This window comes from Bradyrhizobium sp. 40, assembly GCF_023100925.1.
Taxonomy (GTDB): Bacteria; Pseudomonadota; Alphaproteobacteria; order Rhizobiales; family Xanthobacteraceae; genus Bradyrhizobium.
In genome coordinates, this window is record NZ_CP064688.1 from 2,314,101 (window position 1) to 2,333,006 (window position 18,906).

Consider the following 18,906-nt stretch of genomic DNA (forward strand, 5'->3'; position numbering starts at 1 on the left):
GGCATTACTTTGGCGCCTGCAAGCCTGGGGACTTCAGCCAATCGCTCATGTGCGCGGACGTCTCCGCCAGGCGTGCCCGCCTGAGAAGACTGTCGCGCTCCGCGCCTGCGGGTAATTGATTGGCCAGGTCTTTGAACTGGGCGGCCAGTTCGGCCAGTCGCTCTTCCAGGGAACGAGTATGCTTCACTCTGCGGCGATGCCCGATCACGACGCACGCTCCTGAGCTGTTGACGACGACTCCAAAACTGAAAACGGTAAGTTCAGTTCCCTGCTCGGAACAAATTATGTGCTTTTCAAATATGCCTTCGATGGCCGTGGGTTAAACAGCAGCCCAAGTCGATGGAGACATGCATGGTCTCGCGTGCTGCCGTATCTGGTCGCCGATCTCGTTAAGTTCACTTCTGAACTGTCCGCAATCATCTCTTGACCTACTTCGCCCATCGAGCAGGAAGACGGGAGCTTGTCATGCTCACCAGCAAGGAATTCGAGGCGTATCTCGACCGGCAGAAAACGCATCAGCTTGATGGAAGCCAAACGACGCGGCAGATGCTGCGCCGTTCCCGGGAGCAGATCGCGGCGTCAATGGCGCTGCTTCAGCACCAGGTGCCGAAGATCTGGCATCCCGAGCCTCCAGAACAATAGAGACCTCGTCCACCGTTCTTCACGAGGCACTTGCAATCGAGACATCCAGCCGCTGGAGTCCCGCAACCTGCGGCAGCGACATGAAGCCTGGTTTGGCGAAGTAGTAACCCTGGAACAGCGCGATGCCGGCGGCCCGCAAGGCCGTGAGCTCGGCCTCGCTCTCGACGCCTTCGGCCAGCACGGTGATATCGAGCTCGCGCGCGATCGCGGCCACCGCGGAGACGATCACCTGCTTGGGATGGCTGAGCTGGATGTCTCGCACGAGCTCCATGTCGATCTTGATCAGGTTCGGCTGCAACCGCGCAAGCAGGCTGAGGCCGGCATAGCCGGCGCCGAAATCGTCCAGTGCGGTCCAGAACCCGAAGGCCTTGTAGGCGCGGACGATGTTTTCGATATGGGCGGGATCGCTGATCCGCTCGTTCTCGGTGAATTCGAACATCAAATTCGAGGTCGGAAAGCTCGCGCGGCGCGCGGCCTCCAGCGATTTCTGGATGCAGGCGCGCGGCTCGTAGACCGCATTCGGCAGGAAGTTGATCGAGAGCCGCGCCTCCGGATCGTCGAACAGCGCGCCTGCGGTTTCAATCGCCAGCACGCGTGCGGCCTGGTCGAAGCGATAGAGCTGCTGGTCGGTGAGCTGGCTAAGGACGCTATGCGCACTTTCGCCGTTCGGACCGCGCACCAGGGCCTCATAGCCCCAGATGCGGTGCTCGACGACGTTGACGATCGGCTGAAACGCCATCTTGAACTGGAACGGGAGCTCGGTCCCGTCGGCACATCCCGCACACTTCACAGCCATCACGCGAACCCCAAGCCCTCTCAAGCGCCGCGGGAAAAACTAGGTGGCAGGCGTTAACGAACAGCGAAGAGCAGAACGATAGAAACCTCCTGCTCTGTCCCGCGTTTGCGCGGATGGCGAACCGAGATACCAGGCAGCGGCCGATGTGCGCCGCGTGCAACAAGCCCATGACCTTCATCGACGCGGTCAGCTCACCCGAGGGGGCGATTGCCATCTTCCGGTGTTCCGGCTGCAACAAGCTGTCCTGGGAGAAGCCCATGCGAGACCAGAACGCGCGCTCGGGTTGAATTGCGCGGGGAAGAAACGGCCCCAGCCCGGGGGCGAGCTGAGGCCGTGGGGGGTAGCCGGTCGTGCATCCGGACCGACGCACCGATAACCTTTAGCCCGAACAGCTGTTCCTATTTCAGACGACCATGGTCGCGCGTCACGACGAAACACGCCTGAAACAGTGCTGAAACCCGATTGTCTCGAACGCCCCGCCCGCTGTGCCCGACCAACCTAGCGAAAAGGAGATCATCATGATCCAGGTCGGTTCGAAGGAAGAAGTCGCGTTTCTGCTGGCGCTGTTCGGCACCCACACCCAGCCGGTCAAGCGGCCGGCGAAATCGCGCGCGTGAGGCGCTGATCCCCATGCCAGGTTTGGCCGAATGCCAGAGCCTCTTGCGGCTTCTGATCGCAAGGGGCGACCCGAAGGCCATCCCGCTCGCGAAGGGCGCCATCGATCAATATCTGAACACGGCGCCAATCTGCATGCGCGGCCGCGGCCTGCGCGTGCTCCAGCGCGACGCGCTCGAGCAGCATGGGACCGCGGTCGGCGTGCAGCGCTCGTTCGCCGAAACGGTGGATGCCTATATCGTCGGGAAGCTTGCGGAGGAGTGAAGGGCCGAATGTCGTTTCGCCCCTGTCGCTTCGCCCCTGTCGCTTTCGCTTCAAGAAGAGACACGAACGCGACAGGCGATGCTGCCGCGTTCGATTTGGTCATCGTATCCTGAGCCCGGCTCCCGCGATTACTGGGTCGGCGGCAGCACGGCCTGCGTGGTCTGCTGCGGCAGGTTGGTGTAGGTCGCGCTTTCCTTGGTGCAGATATCCCTGAACACCACGACGCCGGCCTGCGGATATTCCTTCACGAGGCAGTTGCAGTTGTTGTTGACCACCGGAGTGGGCGCAGCCGCCGCGACCGGTGCCGCAACTACGGTGGCGGGCCGCTGCACGACCACCGTCTTCTCCACCACCTGCGGCGTCGGAACGTACACCGGCCTGTTCACGACAACCGGATACTGGACCGGCCGGACCACGACCTGCGGCGGGATATAGACCGGCGGCGCGGGCCGCGGATAGACGTTGACCTGGGGCATCGGCCGGGGGCCGGGATAGACGACCGGGCGCTGGCCGCCGTTGCCGCCATAGCCGTTGAAATGGGGACCGAACTGGGGCCGCGCCTGCGGCGCGTTGCCGTACTGTCCGTTCTCGCCCCAGCCGGCCTGAGCCGAGCTGCTCGCAACGCCTGCCGCAACACTGGCCAACACGATCGCTGCCGCCATCTTCGTGATCATCAGGGTCTTCGTCATGGTCCACCTGTCTGGTTGTTTGTTTTGTCTCATGCCGTCGTCGTGGGATGAGTGATAGGCGGACATGGCGCGTGCATCCGTGACCCCGCGCACACAGCAGGCGAAATCCTCCTTCGTTGGAATGAGAGATGACGGGGGAGGGGCGGCGCGGCCGGCGCTCGTTGCCTGCCGGATCGACCTGAGATGGGTACACGCAGGCGAAGTGCAGGCGCCGGTCGGGAAACGCCGGGTTCCCGGAACCTGTTGATTCCACCAGATTTTTTCGGGGCCGCCGGAAACTCTTTGTCCGCTTCGGGCCTATTACGGGCAAAGGATGCTGCAATGCCCCGATATTATTTCGACCTGCGCGACGACACCGGTGTAGCGCTCGACGAGGAAGGGTTGGAGCTGGCCAGCGCGCGCGCCGTTCAGGCGGAGGCCGCCAAGTCGGTCGCGGACATGGCGCGCGATGCCATCCTCTCCGCGCCTCCCGCAGGTGCCAGGCAGACCATGGCGATCGACGTTCGCGATGCCAAAGGTCCCGTGATGCAGGTCAAGTTCTCGTTCGCGATCGAGACCTTCAGGCCGCCCTCGACATCACGCGATCATTGACGCGTGAGAAATTCCGGCGGGTAGGAGTCGGACTCGAGCACGGCGATCTTGCGGCCGAGCTGCCAGACCTCCACCTTGCCGTGCCGCGTGAACTGCTGCGCGAAGGTGAGGGCGTTCGCATCGGAGGCGGCCTCGAACGCCTCGGCGGAGCGGAACACGCCGTTGTCGCCGACCAGATAAGCGCGATATTGCTGCATCATGACGGTGCCCTCAGCCCGGGCGATTGCAGCCAGGCGTCGATGTGCATGGCGGTCTCGTCCTGCCGCGCGCGGCGCAGCAGCATCTCGCGGCGGCGCCCCGGTGCCAGCGTGCGCGCTTCCTCGCGCAGCCGGGCGGCCTCCTCGGCCAGCCGTTCGGTGAGTGTCGTGGTCTGCTTGAATCGTCGTCGTGTCGGCATGCACGTCTCCCTCGTTCGTGTGCGGGGTGGGAGCGCTTTTTCGGCGTTCTCATCACCGGTCGACGCCAATTGCCTTGCGGTGATGGATAAAGCTTACGCCCCGCGTTTGAGGGAGAGACACAGCATATGATATGTCGGCGGATTAAATTGCGAGAGCGGGTTGAGCCAGTTGAGGGACTTGCTCAACTTGAGTGCCTGCGATTCCAATGTTCACTTTTGAACAAAGCCAGCTCAGCTCGCGTGGGAAGGGACGCGCCGGAAGATCAGCGCGGGATGTGAGACCTCTGCGCCGGCGCAAGCGCTGCCGAGCTCGGCGCAGCAAAGCCGATGACATCATCACGCGCGAGATGATTTCAGAACAACGTGCGTGTGGCCCGCAAGCCGATGCTGGCGAAGAGGATGACTTGACAATGTTCGTGTTTTGTTCTAGGAAAGTAAAAGTTCAGCCTCTGGGCGGGGAGCAAATGTATCTGGTCTCGCTCCCAAAATTTCTGCGCGATAGCCGATGAGCAATTCACTGCTCGCTTTGGTCCTGTTGGACACGCCTGCAACGCCGGACATGTCGGCACTTGCCAAGGCGCTCCGCGCGCGACATCCGGAGCTGGCAACTGATGTTGCGGAGAACGGAGACGCGCAACAGGCTGAGGCAAACTCGCCGCTCATTCGCTGTGGCAACGAGCTTGTTGCCGTCATGTCGATGCCGGCGCGCATTCCCGACGATCCCGGCTTGTGGTCGCGCGCTTCCACGACATGGCCGCAGGCGAAGGCGGCCGCGGCGCGACATCGAGGGCATCTGATCGTCTCTGTGCTAGGCCAAAGCCAGCAGCCGCTGTCCGCCGCTCGTCTGACGACGGCTGTCATCGGCGCATTGATTGCGACGGTGCCGGAATGTTGCGCCGTTGTATGGAATGGCAAGGTCGCACGATCCGCCGAACTATGGTCGGACATGTCCAGCCGATCGTTTGCGCCGTATCCAGACTATCCTTCCTCACTGTGGGTGGACATATTGCCGTTCCGATCAGAGACAGGCATCGGAGCAGTAACGATGGGTCTGTCAGCATTCGCTGAGCGTGAAATCGAGTTCGAGACCCGCAAGCTGACACTTCCAGCGCTGGTCAACAAGGTGGACGGCCTTGCCGTCTATCTGGTTGAGCACGGGCTTGTAGTCAAAGACGGTGATACGTTTGGTCGGGACTCGCGCGAGCGCTTCTCGGCTCGTTACAAGGACTCCGATCGATTTGAAGGCTTACCCGTTCTTTTCTGTACCGATGGTTCGACTTAATTGAGTGGAACGATACGCGAAGAGAGTTGCGCGCGCCTCATTCAGGATAACGGACACCAGAGCCGTGATGCATAGTCAGTGCGAGTCATACTAAACTGTCGGGGCAGCTCATCCTGGGAGCAATATCGTGCAGATTAAGCTACCTCAAGCGGACCTCAAATCAGCCCAGAGTCTCCTAGCCATTGAACTCAAAGATGGAGCCGGCCAGCACGTGGGCCAATACTTCTTCGGAAAGGGACGCGGCCGAACGGTTTTCTTGTTCGGCAAGTACAAGGGCGCCTTCAAAACGCACGCTGAGTGTCAGGCCTTCGTCGACGGCGTTCTTGCAGTGCTCTTCCCCTGATGGAGTGGCTAGCAGCTACTGCCCTGAAGGGTGTACCAGGGCGCTAGAGGTTTGACATGATGCCTCCAGAACAGACGGGCTAGTTTTCCGAACGTGCCTTTACTGCGCGACCACACCCTTAATTGCTCACATGACGGCTTCTTTGACCTTGGTGTTGGAAAGGTCGAACTCGCGGGTCGGGTTGCAGTTAGGCGGAAGGAAGGCGATCAGATCGGGGAACGCGGCCTCGGCCGCCCTGATCTCGCCTATGCGCTGGCGCTTGGAGTCGTTGAGTTCGACGCCGTCCAGCTCGGTTACAGCATCGCTTGCGTCTGCCGGCGGCGCCTGATCGGCAGGCATCTACGGCGGCCTGGCGTTCGTCTTCGCGTTCATGGTTGCCCCTCGTGGGTTAACCAAACAATCCTTTTAAGGGTAATCATCGAATTGCGCAACTTATTTTACGCTACTTTAACGAGCTACACTTACAGGTTGATCGCAACATGAAGCTCTGACATCTCGTCTCGTTCTTGAAGAAATCACCAGCATCAGTAACAGCGTGACAGAAGAGAATATTCAGATCGGCACGTCGCCGGGGCCCGCGCGCTGCAACAGTCCAGACGAGGCTTTGCTCACCAAATGGCCGCTTGCGATCGCCTTGGTAATAATGTGCGGGTTTGCAGGCCTTGTGCTCCGTTACCTCACCCGGGAGCACGCCACCGTCGACGCCTTTCAGTTCCTGATCCCGTGGTATTCCTTTGCTCGTGATCACGGTATCGGCGCGCTGGCCGATCCTTTCACCAATTACACCCCGTTTTTTAGCTATCTCCTCCTGATCGCCGCGCAATTTGATTGGCTTGGCCAGCCACTTTCCCTCGTGAAGATGATCTCGGCAGTATTCGAATTCGGTTGCGCCATCGTTGTCGCCCAGATGGTCTGGCGCACTACAAGGGTGCTATTGCGCGCGTCCTTAGCCTTCTGCGCGGTTTGGCTTGCCCCTACGGTGATCTTCAATGGTGCATTGTGGGGGCAGGCCGATTCGATCTGGACCTTTTTCACGCTGGTTTCCGTGACGCTGTTCATGCGAGACCGAAACGGCATTCTGCCATTCGCGGTGGCTTTTTCAGTCAAGGCCCAGGGCGTATTCTTGGGCCCTTTCTTGTTGGGTATGATGTTGCGCCGCCGGATCCACCTGGCATGGCTCGCAACGGTCCCCGGGGTCTATATGGTCCTCGCCATTCCGGTTCTCATCGCGGGCAGATCCTTGGTCTCCGTGGTGGGGGTCTATGTGGACCAGGCCAACACTTTTGATCGTCTCTTCATAAGTGCAGCGAACATCTGGATCTTCGCCGCAGGCGTACCGTACACGACCGGTGTCGCCGTCGGCTTGGTGCTGACAGCGGCATGCGGACTTGCCTTATCGATTTTTATAGCGGAGTCCAAGCGGGTGGGGCCGGAGTTTGTTCTGCTCGTCGCGTGTGCATCACTCATGTTCATGCCCTACCTGCTGCCGAAGATGCATGAGCGATACTTTTACCCGTTCGAGATTACGTCGATCGCCCTGTCCTGCATCAATCTGCGCTATCTGCCGTTCGCGGTTATTGCTCAAGTCGACGGTGTAATGTCCTATCTCGCTTTCGATCGCGGCATCGTTATGGCTCTACCGCCGGCAGCGCTATGCAATACCTTTCTCGCGTTCTACCTTGTGCTTGATCTCTGGCGCGCCGGACGTGGATTTCATTTTCCGAAGCTTGCCTGGCTTGGCTTCGCCGTGTCGGCCGCGGGATTGCTGTGCTATTTAGTGGTCACAGGTAGCGGATGGAACATGTCCCCTGCCTACCTGATCGCCACAGCTCTTACCACTGCTATGACGGTGCGGCTCCTGAAGGAGTCGCAGCGTGCCTCGACGTCCAGTGAAGGCCGACGAGCGTAAGCCTTTGAGTGGCTGTCACCTTAAGAGACGCGAGGTCGGCTCTGAGTCATGAACGACAAAACTCAGTCTGAGCATAATAGGCCGGCTTTCGGGTGCAGTCAGCGTTCTCGGCAACTTCGGGCAAAGAATAATTTCGATGCCGATTATGAAGAGCTTTAGCTGAGTTCGCAGGATGAGGCATGAGCACGGAAGCGAAAGGGCGTCAAACTCGCGTTGAAGCAGGTGCAGGCACCGGATGGCCGCAATGGACGCCGATGGGCTAGCATATGAATCGGAAAGGCCGGTTCTGGCATTTGGCTTGGCGGGAAACCCAGCCGGATCGGAGGCCGACGAGCGGTGCAACATCCGAATCTTGAGTCGCATTCCAAAAACCTGTTACTCAACAGCCGTCGGCGAACCGCGGGCTGTTGTTTCATGGGCGGGTGCACTGCTTCTCGCTACGCCGCAGGCGCCCCGAACCATCTCGTCAGCGCGTCCGCAAGTCCGTCATGGCCTTGATCTCTCACCCAGGCCACGTGCCCATCCGGCCGCACCAGCACGGCGCTTGGTGCTGCGACTTGTCCGACGGTCGGAAGCTCCCAGGCGCCGTCGTGTTCGACATCCACTGTCTTGATGCGATCAACCCATGGTGCGGTATCGAAGCTGTTCTTGTCGCCAAAATTGAACAGCAAGCCGCGCGCTCCGCGCAACAGCGTGAATAGTCGCAGCGGACGCCCTTCGACCGTGAGGTCGAGATCGGGCATGCGCCGCCCGAGCAGCGCGTGTCCTTGGCCGAGATCATAGTGCACGTCGAGCCCGCTCATCATCGCGCCAAAACGCTGGCGCGGCGCGTCCATCGCGAGCAGCTCGGACACGATTTCGCGCGCGGCCTTGAGGCCGTCCTCGCCGCGGCGGAGCAGGGCGATCTGCGCCATGGTGTTGCGCAAGGTCCGCGCGGCGACGGGATGGCGCTCGGCGTGATAGCTGTCGAGCAGGGTTTCGGGCGACAAACCCTTGACCACTTGCGCGAGCTTCCAGCCGAGATTGACGGCGTCCTGCACGCCGGTGTTGAGGCCTTGTCCGCCGACGGAGTGATGGATATGCGCGGCATCGCCGGCGAGCAGCACGCGTCGCTTGCGATAGGACACGGCCTGCCGTGCCGCATCGGTGAAGCGGGAGATCCAGGACGGGTTCTGCAGGCCGAAATCAGTGCCGTAGACGGCGACGAGGGCGTCGCTGAGATCGCGCGGACCGGGCGCGCCCGTGCGATCGAGCGTCGCTTCCGTCACGACCACCAGCACGCGTCCGCTCTCGGTCTTGCTGAGGCCGTGAAAGCCGAGCGCGTCGTGACGCAGACCCCATGCTGGCTCCTCTCGCATCTCGACTTCGGCCATGAGGTTGCTCAGCGTCGGATCGGAGCCTGCGAAGTCGATGCCGGCGGCCTTGCGCACCAGGCTGCGGCCGCCATCACAGCCGACCAGATAATTTGCGCGCAAGGTCTCGCCGCCGGACAGCGTCACGTCGATGCCGGTTTCGTCCTGCGCAAAACCCGTCATCTCGCGGTTTCGATAGATCGGCACCGCGAGCTCGCCGACCCAGTCGGCCAGGATGCGCTCGATGTGGCTCTGCCGCAGTACGAGCCCGTAAGCGTGCCGGGTGGGGAGATCGCTGATGTCGAGCCTGGTCCAGGCGAAGCCCGCGAGCTGGGTGACTTGTCCTTCGCGCAGGAAACGATCCGCGACGCCGCGCTGGTCGAGGATCTCGATGCTGCGCGCGTGCAAGCCGCCGGCGCGCGTGCCGACCAGTTCCTGATCGGCGCGCCGTTCGACCACGGCGACGTCGACGTTCGCGAGCGCGAGCTCCGCGGCCAGCATCAAGCCCGTCGGGCCAGCGCCGGCGATCACCACCGCGTGGTCTTTCACGCGGTCTTGCACGTGATCCTGCGCGCGCCGGGCGCCGGGCCCTTTGCTGTGGTCGCGCGTCCGGGACGTCGGAAGCAGTACAGGCATGTGATGACCCCTCGGGTTTGGATGGTGTTCGGGTCGAGGGTTCTACGGCAGGGTCGGGGGCTTGAAGCAAGCCCGTTGCACACCACATATCTGAGTGGGGAGAGGGAAATCCTTTGTCCGCGTTCGGCGCGTTGACACGTCGGGCAAAACACCGGCATAATGCCATCGTCGAAAAGAGTTTGGTTCAACCCGCGCGGACGCGATCCGCCGCGGGTTTTGTTTTGGGGTTTTGGGTTTGCGACGTCTTGTTGCGACGTCTCCTTGCGACGTCTTCCCGCGACGTCTTGGGCTTGCGACCTTCAGCAGATGCCGGTGGTTCGCTGCATGGTGCTGGCGAGTTCCTCGAACGAGAACGGCTTTCTGATCATGGGAAGGCCGTCGCGCCGGGGTTCACGTCCCGACAGTTGCAGGATCTTCAGCTCCGGGCGGCGTCGTCTGGCCAGCTCGGCGAGTTCGTGACCGTCCATGCCCGGCATGTTGATGTCGGTGATGAGAATGGAGATGTCCTGGTTCTGCCTGAGCCGGTCGAGCGCATCCGGGCCGCTATTGGCGCTGATGACGCCGCAGCCGAGATCTTCCAGCATGCCCACAAGGACATCGAGCACGCCGGGATCGTCGTCAACAACCAGTACGGTGTGGCTCATCGCAGAATGTTCCTCCTGAAGGAATAAACGCGCCCGCCTTGGTGTAAGTTCCGCACGGCGTGGTCGAACGAGCGATGTTTCACACGTCGCGCCGCCTGCGGAGCGGCCTAATCGTCCTTCGACAAATCGCCGGGGCTGGTGGGGAGGTCGATGGTGCCGCCCTCGCCATGCACGAGATCGCGCTTGTTGTCTTCGGTGTCGCCGGCGTCTTCAACGACGGTCTCTTGCGTGTCGCGCTCCTTGTCGATGCGCGGCTTTCGTCCTGGAAGATTTCGCGATGTGTCTTGTGATGGAGTTTTGAGCGTCATCTGCCGGCCTCCTGATCGTCTAACGCAGCTTGAGCAAATTCGTTCGTTTGACACGTCGGGCAAAACACCGGCATAATGCCATCATCGAGACGAGTTTGGTTGACCCGTGCGGAACGCATCCGCCGCGGGTTTTTTCGTCTCGATTGAGATCGGACGGCGGCGGCGCATTGCGGCCACGCACTCGTCAAACCTGGAGCGCCGATCGGCGCGCCGCCGGCCGTGCCATTGCTGGCCGCGCACGCGCGAACGTGCCGGCCCGCGGCGCTGGGCCGGTGCTCGCGCTGCTGCTGTCTCCGGAGCTAATCTGGTTGTCTCCTACTTCGCCAAGCGCGGCTTTGCGAACATTGAGAGGATCATCAAGCGGTGAAGATGGCAGATGACGAAATCAGGGCGGTCGTTGCTGAGACGCTGGCTGAGCAACACAGGCTTCAGCAGCCGAACATCGATGCCATCGTATTGCGGGCAGTGGCATCGGTGCTGGCGTCTTTCGGAATAGACGATGACGATCGAAAAGAGCTAAGGGCGGATTTTCAGCACCTGCGCCGATGGCGAAGGAGCCTGGAGCAGGCGCAGAGCTACACGCTCAAGGCCGTGATTACAGTGATCGCGACCGGCCTGATGGGCGTGGTTGGGCTAAGCGTCAAGTTCGTGCTCGGGAAGTGAGCCTCAGCCGCGACGACATTTGCTGCATTCCACTCGCGTCATCCTTCGCCAACGGACCGTCTCATGTAGAGAATTCGCATCGTCGATGCATCCGATGACGACATCGCCGATCTTCATCGGTTGACGTACTTCGATGCGGCTCCCTTGTACAATTCGAGTTAGGGGCCTGGTGGCTTGCCTATCACGGCGATGAGGCAGTGGCCTTCGCCGGTGTCGTGCCGTCAACGTACCTTCGAAACGGCGGTTGTTTCTCCAGGGTCGGTGTGTTGCAGCGGCACCGGGGACGTGACCTTCAGTGCAGGCTGATGCGGGTGATCGAGGCAAGGGCACGGCATGTTGGATGGAAGAGCATCGTCTCGGATACGACGGACAATCCGGTGTCTGCGAATAATTTCATCCGGACGGGCTATCGGCTCTTCGAACCCCATGTGCCCTGGGCTTGGGTGCATACGCTTTGCTGGCGAAAGCGGCTTCGCTGAGCGAGTGGAGCCAGGTTTCCCGTGGTGCGGAACGCGATTCCCGCTACGGAAAATGGTTCGCGCGAGATGAAGCGCAACACGGAACGTCCAAGGGCCCGGCAGCTTGACAGCTGTCGGGCCCTTTTTGCGTATTGAAGCGATGCGGGCGAAGGACTTGCGAAGTCAGCGGTGCCGGGCTTTAAGTTTGCTCCTGCGGGAAATTCGGCAACCATAAGCCGATGTAAGGGAGCGCCGTCGATGCCCACCAAGCCTCAATTGCCGGAACGTTCGTCGCGCGCGACGGGGGCGCCTACCGCGCTCGACGGTCTGCTGGTCGTCGATTTCACGCGTGTGGTTGCCGGCCCGGCCTGTACGCAGACGCTTGCTGATTTCGGCGCGCACGTCATCAAGATCGAGAATCCAGACGGAGGCGATGACACGCGTGCGTATGAACACGCCGAGATCGGTGGAGAGAGCGCTGCCTATCTGAGCCTCAATCGCAACAAGCGTGGCATCACGCTCGACCTTACCGTGCCGGAGGCTCTTGAGATCGCGCTGGATTTGATTCGCAAGGCGGACGTGGTCGTCGAGAACTTCTCCAGCGGGGTCATGAAGAAATTTGGCCTCGACTATGAAACGGTTGCGCCGCTCAATCCGCGGCTAGTCTATTGCTCGATCTCCGCCTACGGGCGCACCGGACCGTTTGCCTCGCGTCCCGGCTTTGATCCGATCACGCAGGCGGAAAGCGGCTTCATGTCGCTCAACGGATTTGCCGATGGCCCGGCGGTTCGCACGGGCCCGCCGATCGTGGACATGGCGACGGGGATGTCTGCCTGCAACGCCATCCTGATGGCGCTGCTGGCGCGGGATCGGCTCGGTCGCGGTCAGCATGTTGAGGTCGCCCTGTTCGACGTCGCGATGGGCATGACCGGCTTCTATGGCATGGCCTATCTGATCAACGGCGAAAATCCCGGCCGGTTTGGTAATTCGCCGAGTGGCTCTCCTACCGTCGGCGTGTACGAGGCCTCCGATGGGGCGCTTTACATGGCCTGCGCGAACGACCGGCTCTATCGCCGGCTGGTTGTCGAGGTGCTGAACCGGCCGGAACTGATCACCGATCCGCAGTTTGCCTCGCGCAAGGCGCGTTCCGAGAACAAGGAGCTTCTGCGGGCAGCCATCGCGGAGGTCTTTGCGAGCGATACTCTCGAGAACTGGATGACCAAGATGAAGCTGGCCAATATCCCGGTCGGCTATCTCCGGACGGTAGAGGAGGGGTTCAATGCACCGGAGGCGCGAGAGCGCCATCGCTTGAACCGGATTCCACATCGTACGGCAGAGTGGGTCCCGAACATCGAGCCGCCGATTGCCATGAGCTTGACCGGCCCGATTGATCCTGTGGCTGCTCCATTGCTGGGCGAGCACACCGAGCAGGTCTTGCGTGATACGCTCGGTTATGACGAGCGCCGGATCTCGGAGTTCAACCAAAAGGGGGCTTTTGGATCGGGCAATCCATCGGAGCAGGTCTGAACCCAAGCGGTCGTTCCCTTGGGACGTGCAAATCGCGCCCTTTCGCTGCATCCGCTTGATTTGGCGATGTTCCAGCCGCATAAATGCGTGAAAGCGAGGGATACGAATGGCGCCTGGTCAAGAGCCGAGCGCGGGCCAACCCGCAGGGGCGCAATTCGACGAACCTGCCCATGCGGCAATGGTCGCGAAGGCCCGCGCGCTCGTCCCGCGGCTGCGGGAGCGGGCGGCGCGGACGGAGGAGTTGCGGCATTTGCCGCCCGAAACGGAGAAGGATCTGCACGACGCGGGCCTGTTCCGGATGCTTCAGCCCAAGCGCATTGGCGGCGCAGAACTCGATTATGTCGCCTTGATCGACTGCGCGGATTTGCTCGGACAGGCGGACGCGTCGGTGGCGTGGAATCTGGCCAATCTGGCGAGCCATCACTGGATGCTCGGCATGTTCGAGCCGGCGGCGCAGGATCTGGTCTGGGGCCTTGATCCGGACGCACTGATCGCGTCCTCGTTCATTTTTCCTGCCGGACGTGCCACGAGAGTGGAGGGCGGATACCGTCTCCATGGCAGCTGGCCGTTCTCCTCGGGCGTTGCCTCCTGCGCATGGAACATGCTTGCAAGCGTCGTCTACTCCGACGACGAGGCGGACGGCATCGAGTATCGGATATTTCTGCTGCCGAAAGCCGACTACAAGGTCCTCGACACCTGGAATGTCGCGGGGCTGCGCGGGACGGGTTCTTGCGACGTGGAGGTCAGGGACGCTTTCGTGCGCGAGGACATGACGGTTGCAGTCGGCGATCTTGACGGGGGTCCGACGCCGGGAAGCAAGCTCAATCCCAACCCGCTGTATGCGCTCCCGGTGTTCTCGCTGTTTCCCTACGTCCTCTCCGGCGTCGCGCTGGGGAACGCGCAGGCGTGTCTCGACGATTATGCGGAGGTCGTCCGTCATCGCATTTCCACCTACAACCACGCCAGGCTGAGCGACTTTCAGAGCACCCAGATCAAGATCGCCGAGGCCTCGGCGAAGATCGACGCTGCACGCCTGATCATGCGATCGCCCTGTCTGAATGCCATGGAGGATGCACGGCGGGGGCATATCCCCGATATGGCGACCAAGACCAGATATCGGCGCGACGGCGCCTTTTCAGTAAACTTCTGCACGGATGCGGTGTCGATGCTGTTCGCCGCGAGCGGAGCGCGGGGCCTGTTCACGACGGGCGCGTTGCAGCGGCAGTTCCGCGATGCGCACGCGATCAATTCGCATCTCGCGTTCAATTTCGATGCAGCCGGGACCAACTATGGACGCGTGGCGTTGGGCCTGCCGTCCGAGAATCTCACGCTGTGAGGCCGGCCGATGAATGATCTGCCGAAGCAGCCGGCCGTTCCCGATCCGGCCAACGAACTCGCGAGCGACAACTCGCCGATCGATCCCCGTGATTTCCGCAGTGCGCTAGGCACCTACGCCACGGGGGTGACGATCATCACAGCCGCTGCGCCTGACGGCAAGCCCTATGGCCTGACGTGCAATTCGTTTGCCTCGGTCTCGCTGAATCCGCCGCTGGTTCTTTGGAGCCTTGTCGTCTATTCCTCTAGTCTGACCATCTTCCAGAACGCCAGTCATTTCACGGTCAACGTTCTTGGCGTTTCGCAACAGGCGCTTGCGAGCAAATTCGCCAAGTCGTCTGATGACAAGTTCACCGGTGTCGACTGGACGCCGGGCCTCGGCAACGCGCCGGTGCTCGCCGAGAGCGTCGCCAATTTTCAATGCCGCTCGGTCAATCGCTATTACGGCGGCGACCACGTGATCTTTCTCGGTGCGGTCGAGGCCTATACTTACAATGCGAAGGAGCCGCTGCTCTTCGCGCGCGGCGCGTTCGGCCGATTTCTCGCCGACGGCTAGCGCAAGTAGTCACTCAAAGCGTGCTTCAGCTTGCGGGCGACGGTTGAGCGCCCCCTGCCGAAAGCTTGTAGATTTCGAGCGCATCCGCGTCCGCGCCTCGCGCGGCCTTGGCGAGCCTGAAAAGTTGTCCTGCGAGCGAGGCCATGGGCACCGGAGTCGACGTCGTCTGCGCGACATCGGCGACGGTATCGAGGTCCTTGAGCATTGTAGCGATGTGACCAAGCGGCGGTGAGTGAATGCCCTGGACCATTCGCGGCACGAACAGCTGTAACGGAATGGAATCCGCGAAGCCGCCGGCGAGTGCTTCGGGCAACCGGTTGGCATCGATTCCGGCGTTCACGGCAAGGCGTGTTGCCTCCGCAAGAACAGCCATCGCGCATCCGACGATCACCTGATTGCATAGCTTTGTGGTCTGGCCGGCGCCGGTCGGGCCCATGTGGGTGAACCTGCGTGCCATGGCCAGTACGTAGGGGCGGACCCGGTCGATATCGTCTGCTTTTCCGCCGGCCATGATGGCAAGCGTGCCTTCCTCGGCGCCCTTGGTGCCACCGGAGACCGGCGCATCGATCCAGTCCGCGCCGTTCGCAGCTAACAATCGTGTTGCAAGGTCCCGTGCGGCATCAGGATGGATCGACGAGAAGTCGACCACGAGCTTACCCGCGCCGGGCGCTGTTGAGATGCTCGTGGGCCCGAAGATCACCTCTTCCACGGCGGCCGCATCCGTCACGCACATGAAGACGATGTCCGAGCTCTCCATCAAGTCGCGTGGGCTGGCTGCGCGCCTGGCACCGGCTTCGACGAGCGCGGCCATCTTCCCTTCCGAACGGTTCCAGACAGTGACCTGATGGCCGGCGTTGAGCAGGCGCCGGCTCATCGGTGTCCCCATCAGTCCAAGGCCGAGATAGCCGAGCCGCTCGACGCCTTGCGGGTTTGTCTTGCTTGCCTCAGCCATAGGTTGCCTCCATCTGCTGCTGTGCGACGCTGCACTACCATATAGGGCGTATCCCACGACGAAACCGCCCGGCCTGCATGGCTTGCTTGATTGTTTGAACCATGAAACATTTGCCGCAGTCGGGTTGGATGGCGCGGGTCGGCGCCTGGGCAGCGGAGTGGGCACGATGCGAACCGTTTCGAAGTGGATCCTGGCTTTGAGGGCGGCAGTGGCCGTGAGCGCGAGCGCGGGCCCGTCATGGGCGCAGCAGACAATTCGCGTCGGCTGGACGATTCCAGCCGAGGAATCCAAATACTGGATGATGCGCCGCCCGGCTGAGTTTCCCAACATCGGCAAGGCCTACAATATCGAATGGACCCAGTTTCAGGGCACCGCTCCGATGACGCAGGCCTTGGCGGCCGGCGCGCTGGATTGCGCGACGCAGGCGCCGCTGTCGCTCGCCAACGGCGTGGTTGGCGGCAACCTCAAGGCCTACATCGTGGCGCAGCATGTCTTCGAAAAGGCCGGCGGTTTCTCGGTCTACTGGGCTGTCATGGACGACTCCCCGATCAAGACCATCGCCGATCTCAAAGGCAAGACGGTCGGAATTTCCGTGATCGGCGGCGGCACGCAAGGCCCGTTCAATCTGTTGCTGAAGCAGAACGGCATCGATCCGGCCAAGGACATCAAGCTGGTCGAGGTCGGCTTTGCCGTCTCCGAAGATGCGTTGCGGCAGGGCCGCGTCGATGCGGTCAACATGAACCAGCCGTTTGCCGCGCGCGCCGAGGCAAAGGGCGGCACGCGCAAACTGTTCTCGCTGTCGCAGGCGATGCCGAACATCGTGCACATCCTGGAAGCCTGCCGTGCCGATTTCGTCGACAAGAACCCGGAACTGGTCAAGGCTTACGTGCGTGACATTACCTCTGGCATGAAGAAAGCGCTGGCGAACCGCGAAGAGACGTTGAAGGTCGTCAACGAAGTCCTGAAGGCACCTATTCCGGTTCTCGAGACCTATCTGCTCAAGGACAATGATTTTGGCCGCGACCCGGGTGCGGCACCGAATTTCCCCGCGATCCAGAAGATGCTGGACATCTACGCGGAGACAGGGATGCTGCCGAAATTGGATGTCGCGCAATTCAAGCATTCGACGATTGTCGCTCCACTGCAATAGGCGATCGGGCGAACGAACCGAGCGAGAAGGTCGTGGCGTCCAGGATGATCCGGGACGTTGCATGAAGAAGATGCACGTATGAAGAAGCTCCGATCTCGGATCACGACGGATGGTCTCGACCGGGCCCCGCACCGCGCATTCATGCGCGCCATGGGGCTCGACGACGCTGCGATTGCCAAGCCGATGGTCGGCGTCGTCAGCATGAAGGGCGAACAGACGCCCTGCAACATGACGCACGACTTTCAGGTCGCTGCGGCCAAGACGGGAATCGAGGAGGCCGGCGGCACGCCGCGCGAGTTTTCGACCGTATCGGTTTCCGACGGTATCAGCATGAATCACGAGGGGATGAAGTTCTCGCTGTTTTCGCGGGAGCTGATCGCCGACTCGATTGAAGCCGTCGTCCATGGTCTCGCCTACGATGCGCTGATCGGATATGGCGGATGCGACAAGACGCTTCCCGGCGTGATGATGGGCATGGTCCGGTGCAACGTCCCGTCCATTTTCATCTATGGCGGCAGCGCGCTGCCGGGCCGTATGGACGGGCGGACCCTCACCGTGCTCGACTCCTATGAGGCTGTTGGCAGCTTCATGACCGGAGAGATCGACAGTGCCACGCTCGAGCGGATTGAGCGGGCGTGCCTGCCGACCATCGGCGCGTGCGCCGGCCAATTCACTGCCAACACCATGGGGATGGTGTCGGAGGCGATGGGCCTCACCATTCCCAACGTGTCGATGGTGCCAGGTGTCTATGCCGAGCGCGCGCAGATATCCAGGCGGGCCGGGCGCCTTATCATGGAGATGCTGGAACGCGGCGGGCCGTTGCCGCGCGACGTCTTGACGCGGAAATCCCTGGAAAACGGTGCGGCGATCGTGGCCGCCACGGGCGGTTCGACCAATGCTGCGCTACATCTGCCGGCGATCGCAAACGAGGCCGGGATCGCATTCACGATCGACGATGTCGGCGAGGTTTTTGCCAGGACGCCGCTGATCGGAAACCTGCGGCCTGGAGGCAAATATACAGCGAAGGATGTCTACGATATCGGCGGTGCCGCCGTGGTGATCCGGGAGCTGATCCAGAGCGGGCATATTGATGGCAGCTGCTTGTCTGTCACGGGCCGTACACTTGCCGAAGAATACGGCGCCGCCAACGCTCCTGACGGAGAGGTCGTTTACGCGGCTCGCGCGCCGATCATGCCAGATGGCGGTGTCGCAGTGCTGAAGGGAAACCTCTGTCCCGACGGCGCGGTCATCAAGGTCGCGGGCCTGAAGAGTCAGTTCTTTGAAGGCGTGGCGCGCGTTTTCGAAGACGAGGAGGCCTGCGTCGCTGCGGTTCGTGATCGCACCTATCAGGCGGGCGAGGTTCTTGTGATCCGAAACGAGGGGCCGGTGGGCGGCCCCGGCATGCGCGAGATGCTCGGCGTCACCGCGCTGATCTATGGACAGGGCATGGGCGAGAAGGTGGCCCTGATCACGGATGGACGCTTCTCTGGCGCCACGCGCGGAATGTGCATCGGCTATGTGTCTCCCGAGGCCTTCGTCGGCGGTCCGCTGGCGCTGGTTCGCAATGGCGACAGGATCCGGATCGATGCTGCGAACCGGCGGATGGATATGCTGGTCGACGAGCAGGAACTCGCTGCTCGCCGGCACGATTGGAAGCCGCGTCCGCCTCGTCACCGTGCCGGCGCGCTGGCGAAATATGCCCGATTGGTTGGCCAGGCACCGGGCGGGGCCGTGACGCATGAGGGGCCCGCAGAATGGCCCTGGTTCGGATGACGTGGCGCACTTGCCCGAAAACAG

The 18,906-nt window shown here is 61.8% G+C and carries 21 protein-coding genes and 1 pseudogene; 12 read left to right on the top strand and 10 right to left on the bottom strand.

The window, feature by feature from the left end; all coding sequences use genetic code 11:
• Positions 1-4: 4 nt before the first annotated feature.
• On the bottom strand, positions 5-208 hold the full coding sequence (locus IVB40_RS11080; protein WP_346283288.1) for a hypothetical protein: 204 nt from the start codon (positions 206-208) through the stop codon (positions 5-7).
• A 257-nt stretch (positions 209-465) separates the two neighbouring features.
• Between IVB40_RS11080 and IVB40_RS11085 the strand changes: the two genes are divergently transcribed.
• The gene (locus IVB40_RS11085; protein ID WP_247290468.1) at positions 466-642 is read left to right on the top strand and encodes a hypothetical protein; all 177 of its coding nucleotides are present in this window, start codon (positions 466-468) and stop codon (positions 640-642) included.
• 19 nt (positions 643-661) lie between these two features.
• On the opposite strand, the gene IVB40_RS11090 is transcribed toward IVB40_RS11085, so the two are convergent.
• The gene (locus tag IVB40_RS11090; RefSeq protein WP_247818878.1) at positions 662-1,438 is read right to left on the bottom strand and encodes an EAL domain-containing protein; all 777 of its coding nucleotides are present in this window, start codon (positions 1,436-1,438) and stop codon (positions 662-664) included.
• A 630-nt stretch (positions 1,439-2,068) separates the two neighbouring features.
• Between IVB40_RS11090 and IVB40_RS11095 the strand changes: the two genes are divergently transcribed.
• Complete coding sequence (locus tag IVB40_RS11095) at positions 2,069-2,317, top strand: hypothetical protein (RefSeq protein ID WP_247460941.1); 249 nt, start codon at positions 2,069-2,071, stop codon at positions 2,315-2,317.
• Positions 2,318-2,445: 128 nt separating this feature from the next.
• On the opposite strand, the gene IVB40_RS11100 is transcribed toward IVB40_RS11095, so the two are convergent.
• On the bottom strand, positions 2,446-3,006 hold the full coding sequence (locus tag IVB40_RS11100; RefSeq protein ID WP_247460940.1) for a hypothetical protein: 561 nt from the start codon (positions 3,004-3,006) through the stop codon (positions 2,446-2,448).
• 321 nt (positions 3,007-3,327) lie between these two features.
• On the opposite strand from IVB40_RS11100, the gene IVB40_RS11105 reads away from it, so the two are divergent.
• On the top strand, positions 3,328-3,597 hold the full coding sequence (locus tag IVB40_RS11105; protein ID WP_027566626.1) for a hypothetical protein: 270 nt from the start codon (positions 3,328-3,330) through the stop codon (positions 3,595-3,597).
• Here the strand turns inward: IVB40_RS11105 and IVB40_RS11110 are convergent.
• Complete coding sequence (locus tag IVB40_RS11110; protein ID WP_247290462.1) at positions 3,591-3,797, bottom strand: hypothetical protein; 207 nt, start codon at positions 3,795-3,797, stop codon at positions 3,591-3,593. The two genes, IVB40_RS11105 and IVB40_RS11110, sit on opposite strands and share 7 nt — an antisense overlap.
• Positions 3,794-3,994, bottom strand: a complete 201-nt coding sequence (locus IVB40_RS11115) for a hypothetical protein (protein WP_027566628.1) — start codon at positions 3,992-3,994, stop codon at positions 3,794-3,796. Before IVB40_RS11115 ends, IVB40_RS11110 begins: the two co-directional genes overlap by 4 nt.
• A 505-nt stretch (positions 3,995-4,499) precedes the next feature.
• Here IVB40_RS11115 and IVB40_RS11120 point away from each other — a divergent pair.
• Positions 4,500-5,276 carry a DUF4261 domain-containing protein gene (locus IVB40_RS11120; protein ID WP_247460938.1) on the top strand — a complete coding sequence of 259 codons (777 nt, stop codon included), beginning with the start codon at positions 4,500-4,502 and terminating at the stop codon, positions 5,274-5,276.
• A gap of 469 nt (positions 5,277-5,745) precedes the next feature.
• On the opposite strand, the gene IVB40_RS11125 is transcribed toward IVB40_RS11120, so the two are convergent.
• On the bottom strand, positions 5,746-5,958 hold the full coding sequence (locus tag IVB40_RS11125; protein ID WP_247818879.1) for a hypothetical protein: 213 nt from the start codon (positions 5,956-5,958) through the stop codon (positions 5,746-5,748).
• Positions 5,959-6,154: 196 nt separating this feature from the next.
• Between IVB40_RS11125 and IVB40_RS11130 the strand changes: the two genes are divergently transcribed.
• On the top strand, positions 6,155-7,528 hold the full coding sequence (locus tag IVB40_RS11130; RefSeq protein ID WP_247818880.1) for a hypothetical protein: 1,374 nt from the start codon (positions 6,155-6,157) through the stop codon (positions 7,526-7,528).
• A gap of 437 nt (positions 7,529-7,965) precedes the next feature.
• On the opposite strand, the gene IVB40_RS11135 is transcribed toward IVB40_RS11130, so the two are convergent.
• The 3 genes from IVB40_RS11135 to IVB40_RS11145 form a co-directional block, all read right to left on the bottom strand.
• Positions 7,966-9,516, bottom strand: a complete 1,551-nt coding sequence (locus IVB40_RS11135) for an FAD-dependent monooxygenase (RefSeq protein ID WP_247818881.1) — start codon at positions 9,514-9,516, stop codon at positions 7,966-7,968.
• Positions 9,517-9,815: 299 nt separating this feature from the next.
• Positions 9,816-10,160, bottom strand: coding sequence for a response regulator (locus tag IVB40_RS11140; protein WP_027566639.1), 345 nt, complete (start codon positions 10,158-10,160; stop codon positions 9,816-9,818).
• A gap of 107 nt (positions 10,161-10,267) precedes the next feature.
• Positions 10,268-10,468: a hypothetical protein gene (locus tag IVB40_RS11145; protein WP_247402917.1), complete on the bottom strand. Its 201-nt coding sequence runs from the start codon at positions 10,466-10,468 to the stop codon at positions 10,268-10,270.
• A gap of 363 nt (positions 10,469-10,831) precedes the next feature.
• Here IVB40_RS11145 and IVB40_RS11150 point away from each other — a divergent pair, with 363 nt between their 5' ends.
• The 5 genes and pseudogenes from IVB40_RS11150 (at position 10,832) to IVB40_RS11170 (ending at position 15,007) form a co-directional block, all read left to right on the top strand.
• Entirely contained in the window at positions 10,832-11,131 is a 300-nt protein-coding gene (locus tag IVB40_RS11150; protein WP_247402919.1) for a hypothetical protein, read from the top strand.
• A 72-nt stretch (positions 11,132-11,203) separates the two neighbouring features.
• Positions 11,204-11,610: pseudogene (locus IVB40_RS11155) on the top strand (GNAT family N-acetyltransferase).
• Between the two features lie 237 nt (positions 11,611-11,847).
• On the top strand, positions 11,848-13,116 hold the full coding sequence (locus tag IVB40_RS11160) for a CoA transferase (RefSeq protein ID WP_247818882.1): 1,269 nt from the start codon (positions 11,848-11,850) through the stop codon (positions 13,114-13,116).
• Between the two features lie 106 nt (positions 13,117-13,222).
• Positions 13,223-14,452, top strand: coding sequence for an acyl-CoA dehydrogenase family protein (locus tag IVB40_RS11165; protein WP_247818883.1), 1,230 nt, complete (start codon positions 13,223-13,225; stop codon positions 14,450-14,452).
• Positions 14,453-14,461: 9 nt separating this feature from the next.
• Positions 14,462-15,007, top strand: coding sequence for a flavin reductase family protein (locus tag IVB40_RS11170; RefSeq protein ID WP_247290439.1), 546 nt, complete (start codon positions 14,462-14,464; stop codon positions 15,005-15,007).
• A 25-nt stretch (positions 15,008-15,032) separates the two neighbouring features.
• Here the strand turns inward: IVB40_RS11170 and IVB40_RS11175 are convergent, their stop codons facing one another.
• Complete coding sequence (locus IVB40_RS11175; protein ID WP_346283289.1) at positions 15,033-16,124, bottom strand: NAD(P)-dependent oxidoreductase; 1,092 nt, start codon at positions 16,122-16,124, stop codon at positions 15,033-15,035.
• Between the two features lies 1 nt (position 16,125).
• On the opposite strand from IVB40_RS11175, the gene IVB40_RS11180 reads away from it, so the two are divergent.
• Both IVB40_RS11180 and ilvD read left to right on the top strand, forming a co-directional pair.
• Positions 16,126-17,109, top strand: a complete 984-nt coding sequence (locus IVB40_RS11180) for an ABC transporter substrate-binding protein (RefSeq protein ID WP_247818885.1) — start codon at positions 16,126-16,128, stop codon at positions 17,107-17,109.
• A gap of 78 nt (positions 17,110-17,187) precedes the next feature.
• Positions 17,188-18,882 (top strand): dihydroxy-acid dehydratase, encoded by a 1,695-nt coding sequence (ilvD, locus tag IVB40_RS11185; protein ID WP_247818886.1) that lies wholly within the window; start codon positions 17,188-17,190, stop codon positions 18,880-18,882.
• Positions 18,883-18,906 lie beyond the last annotated feature (24 nt).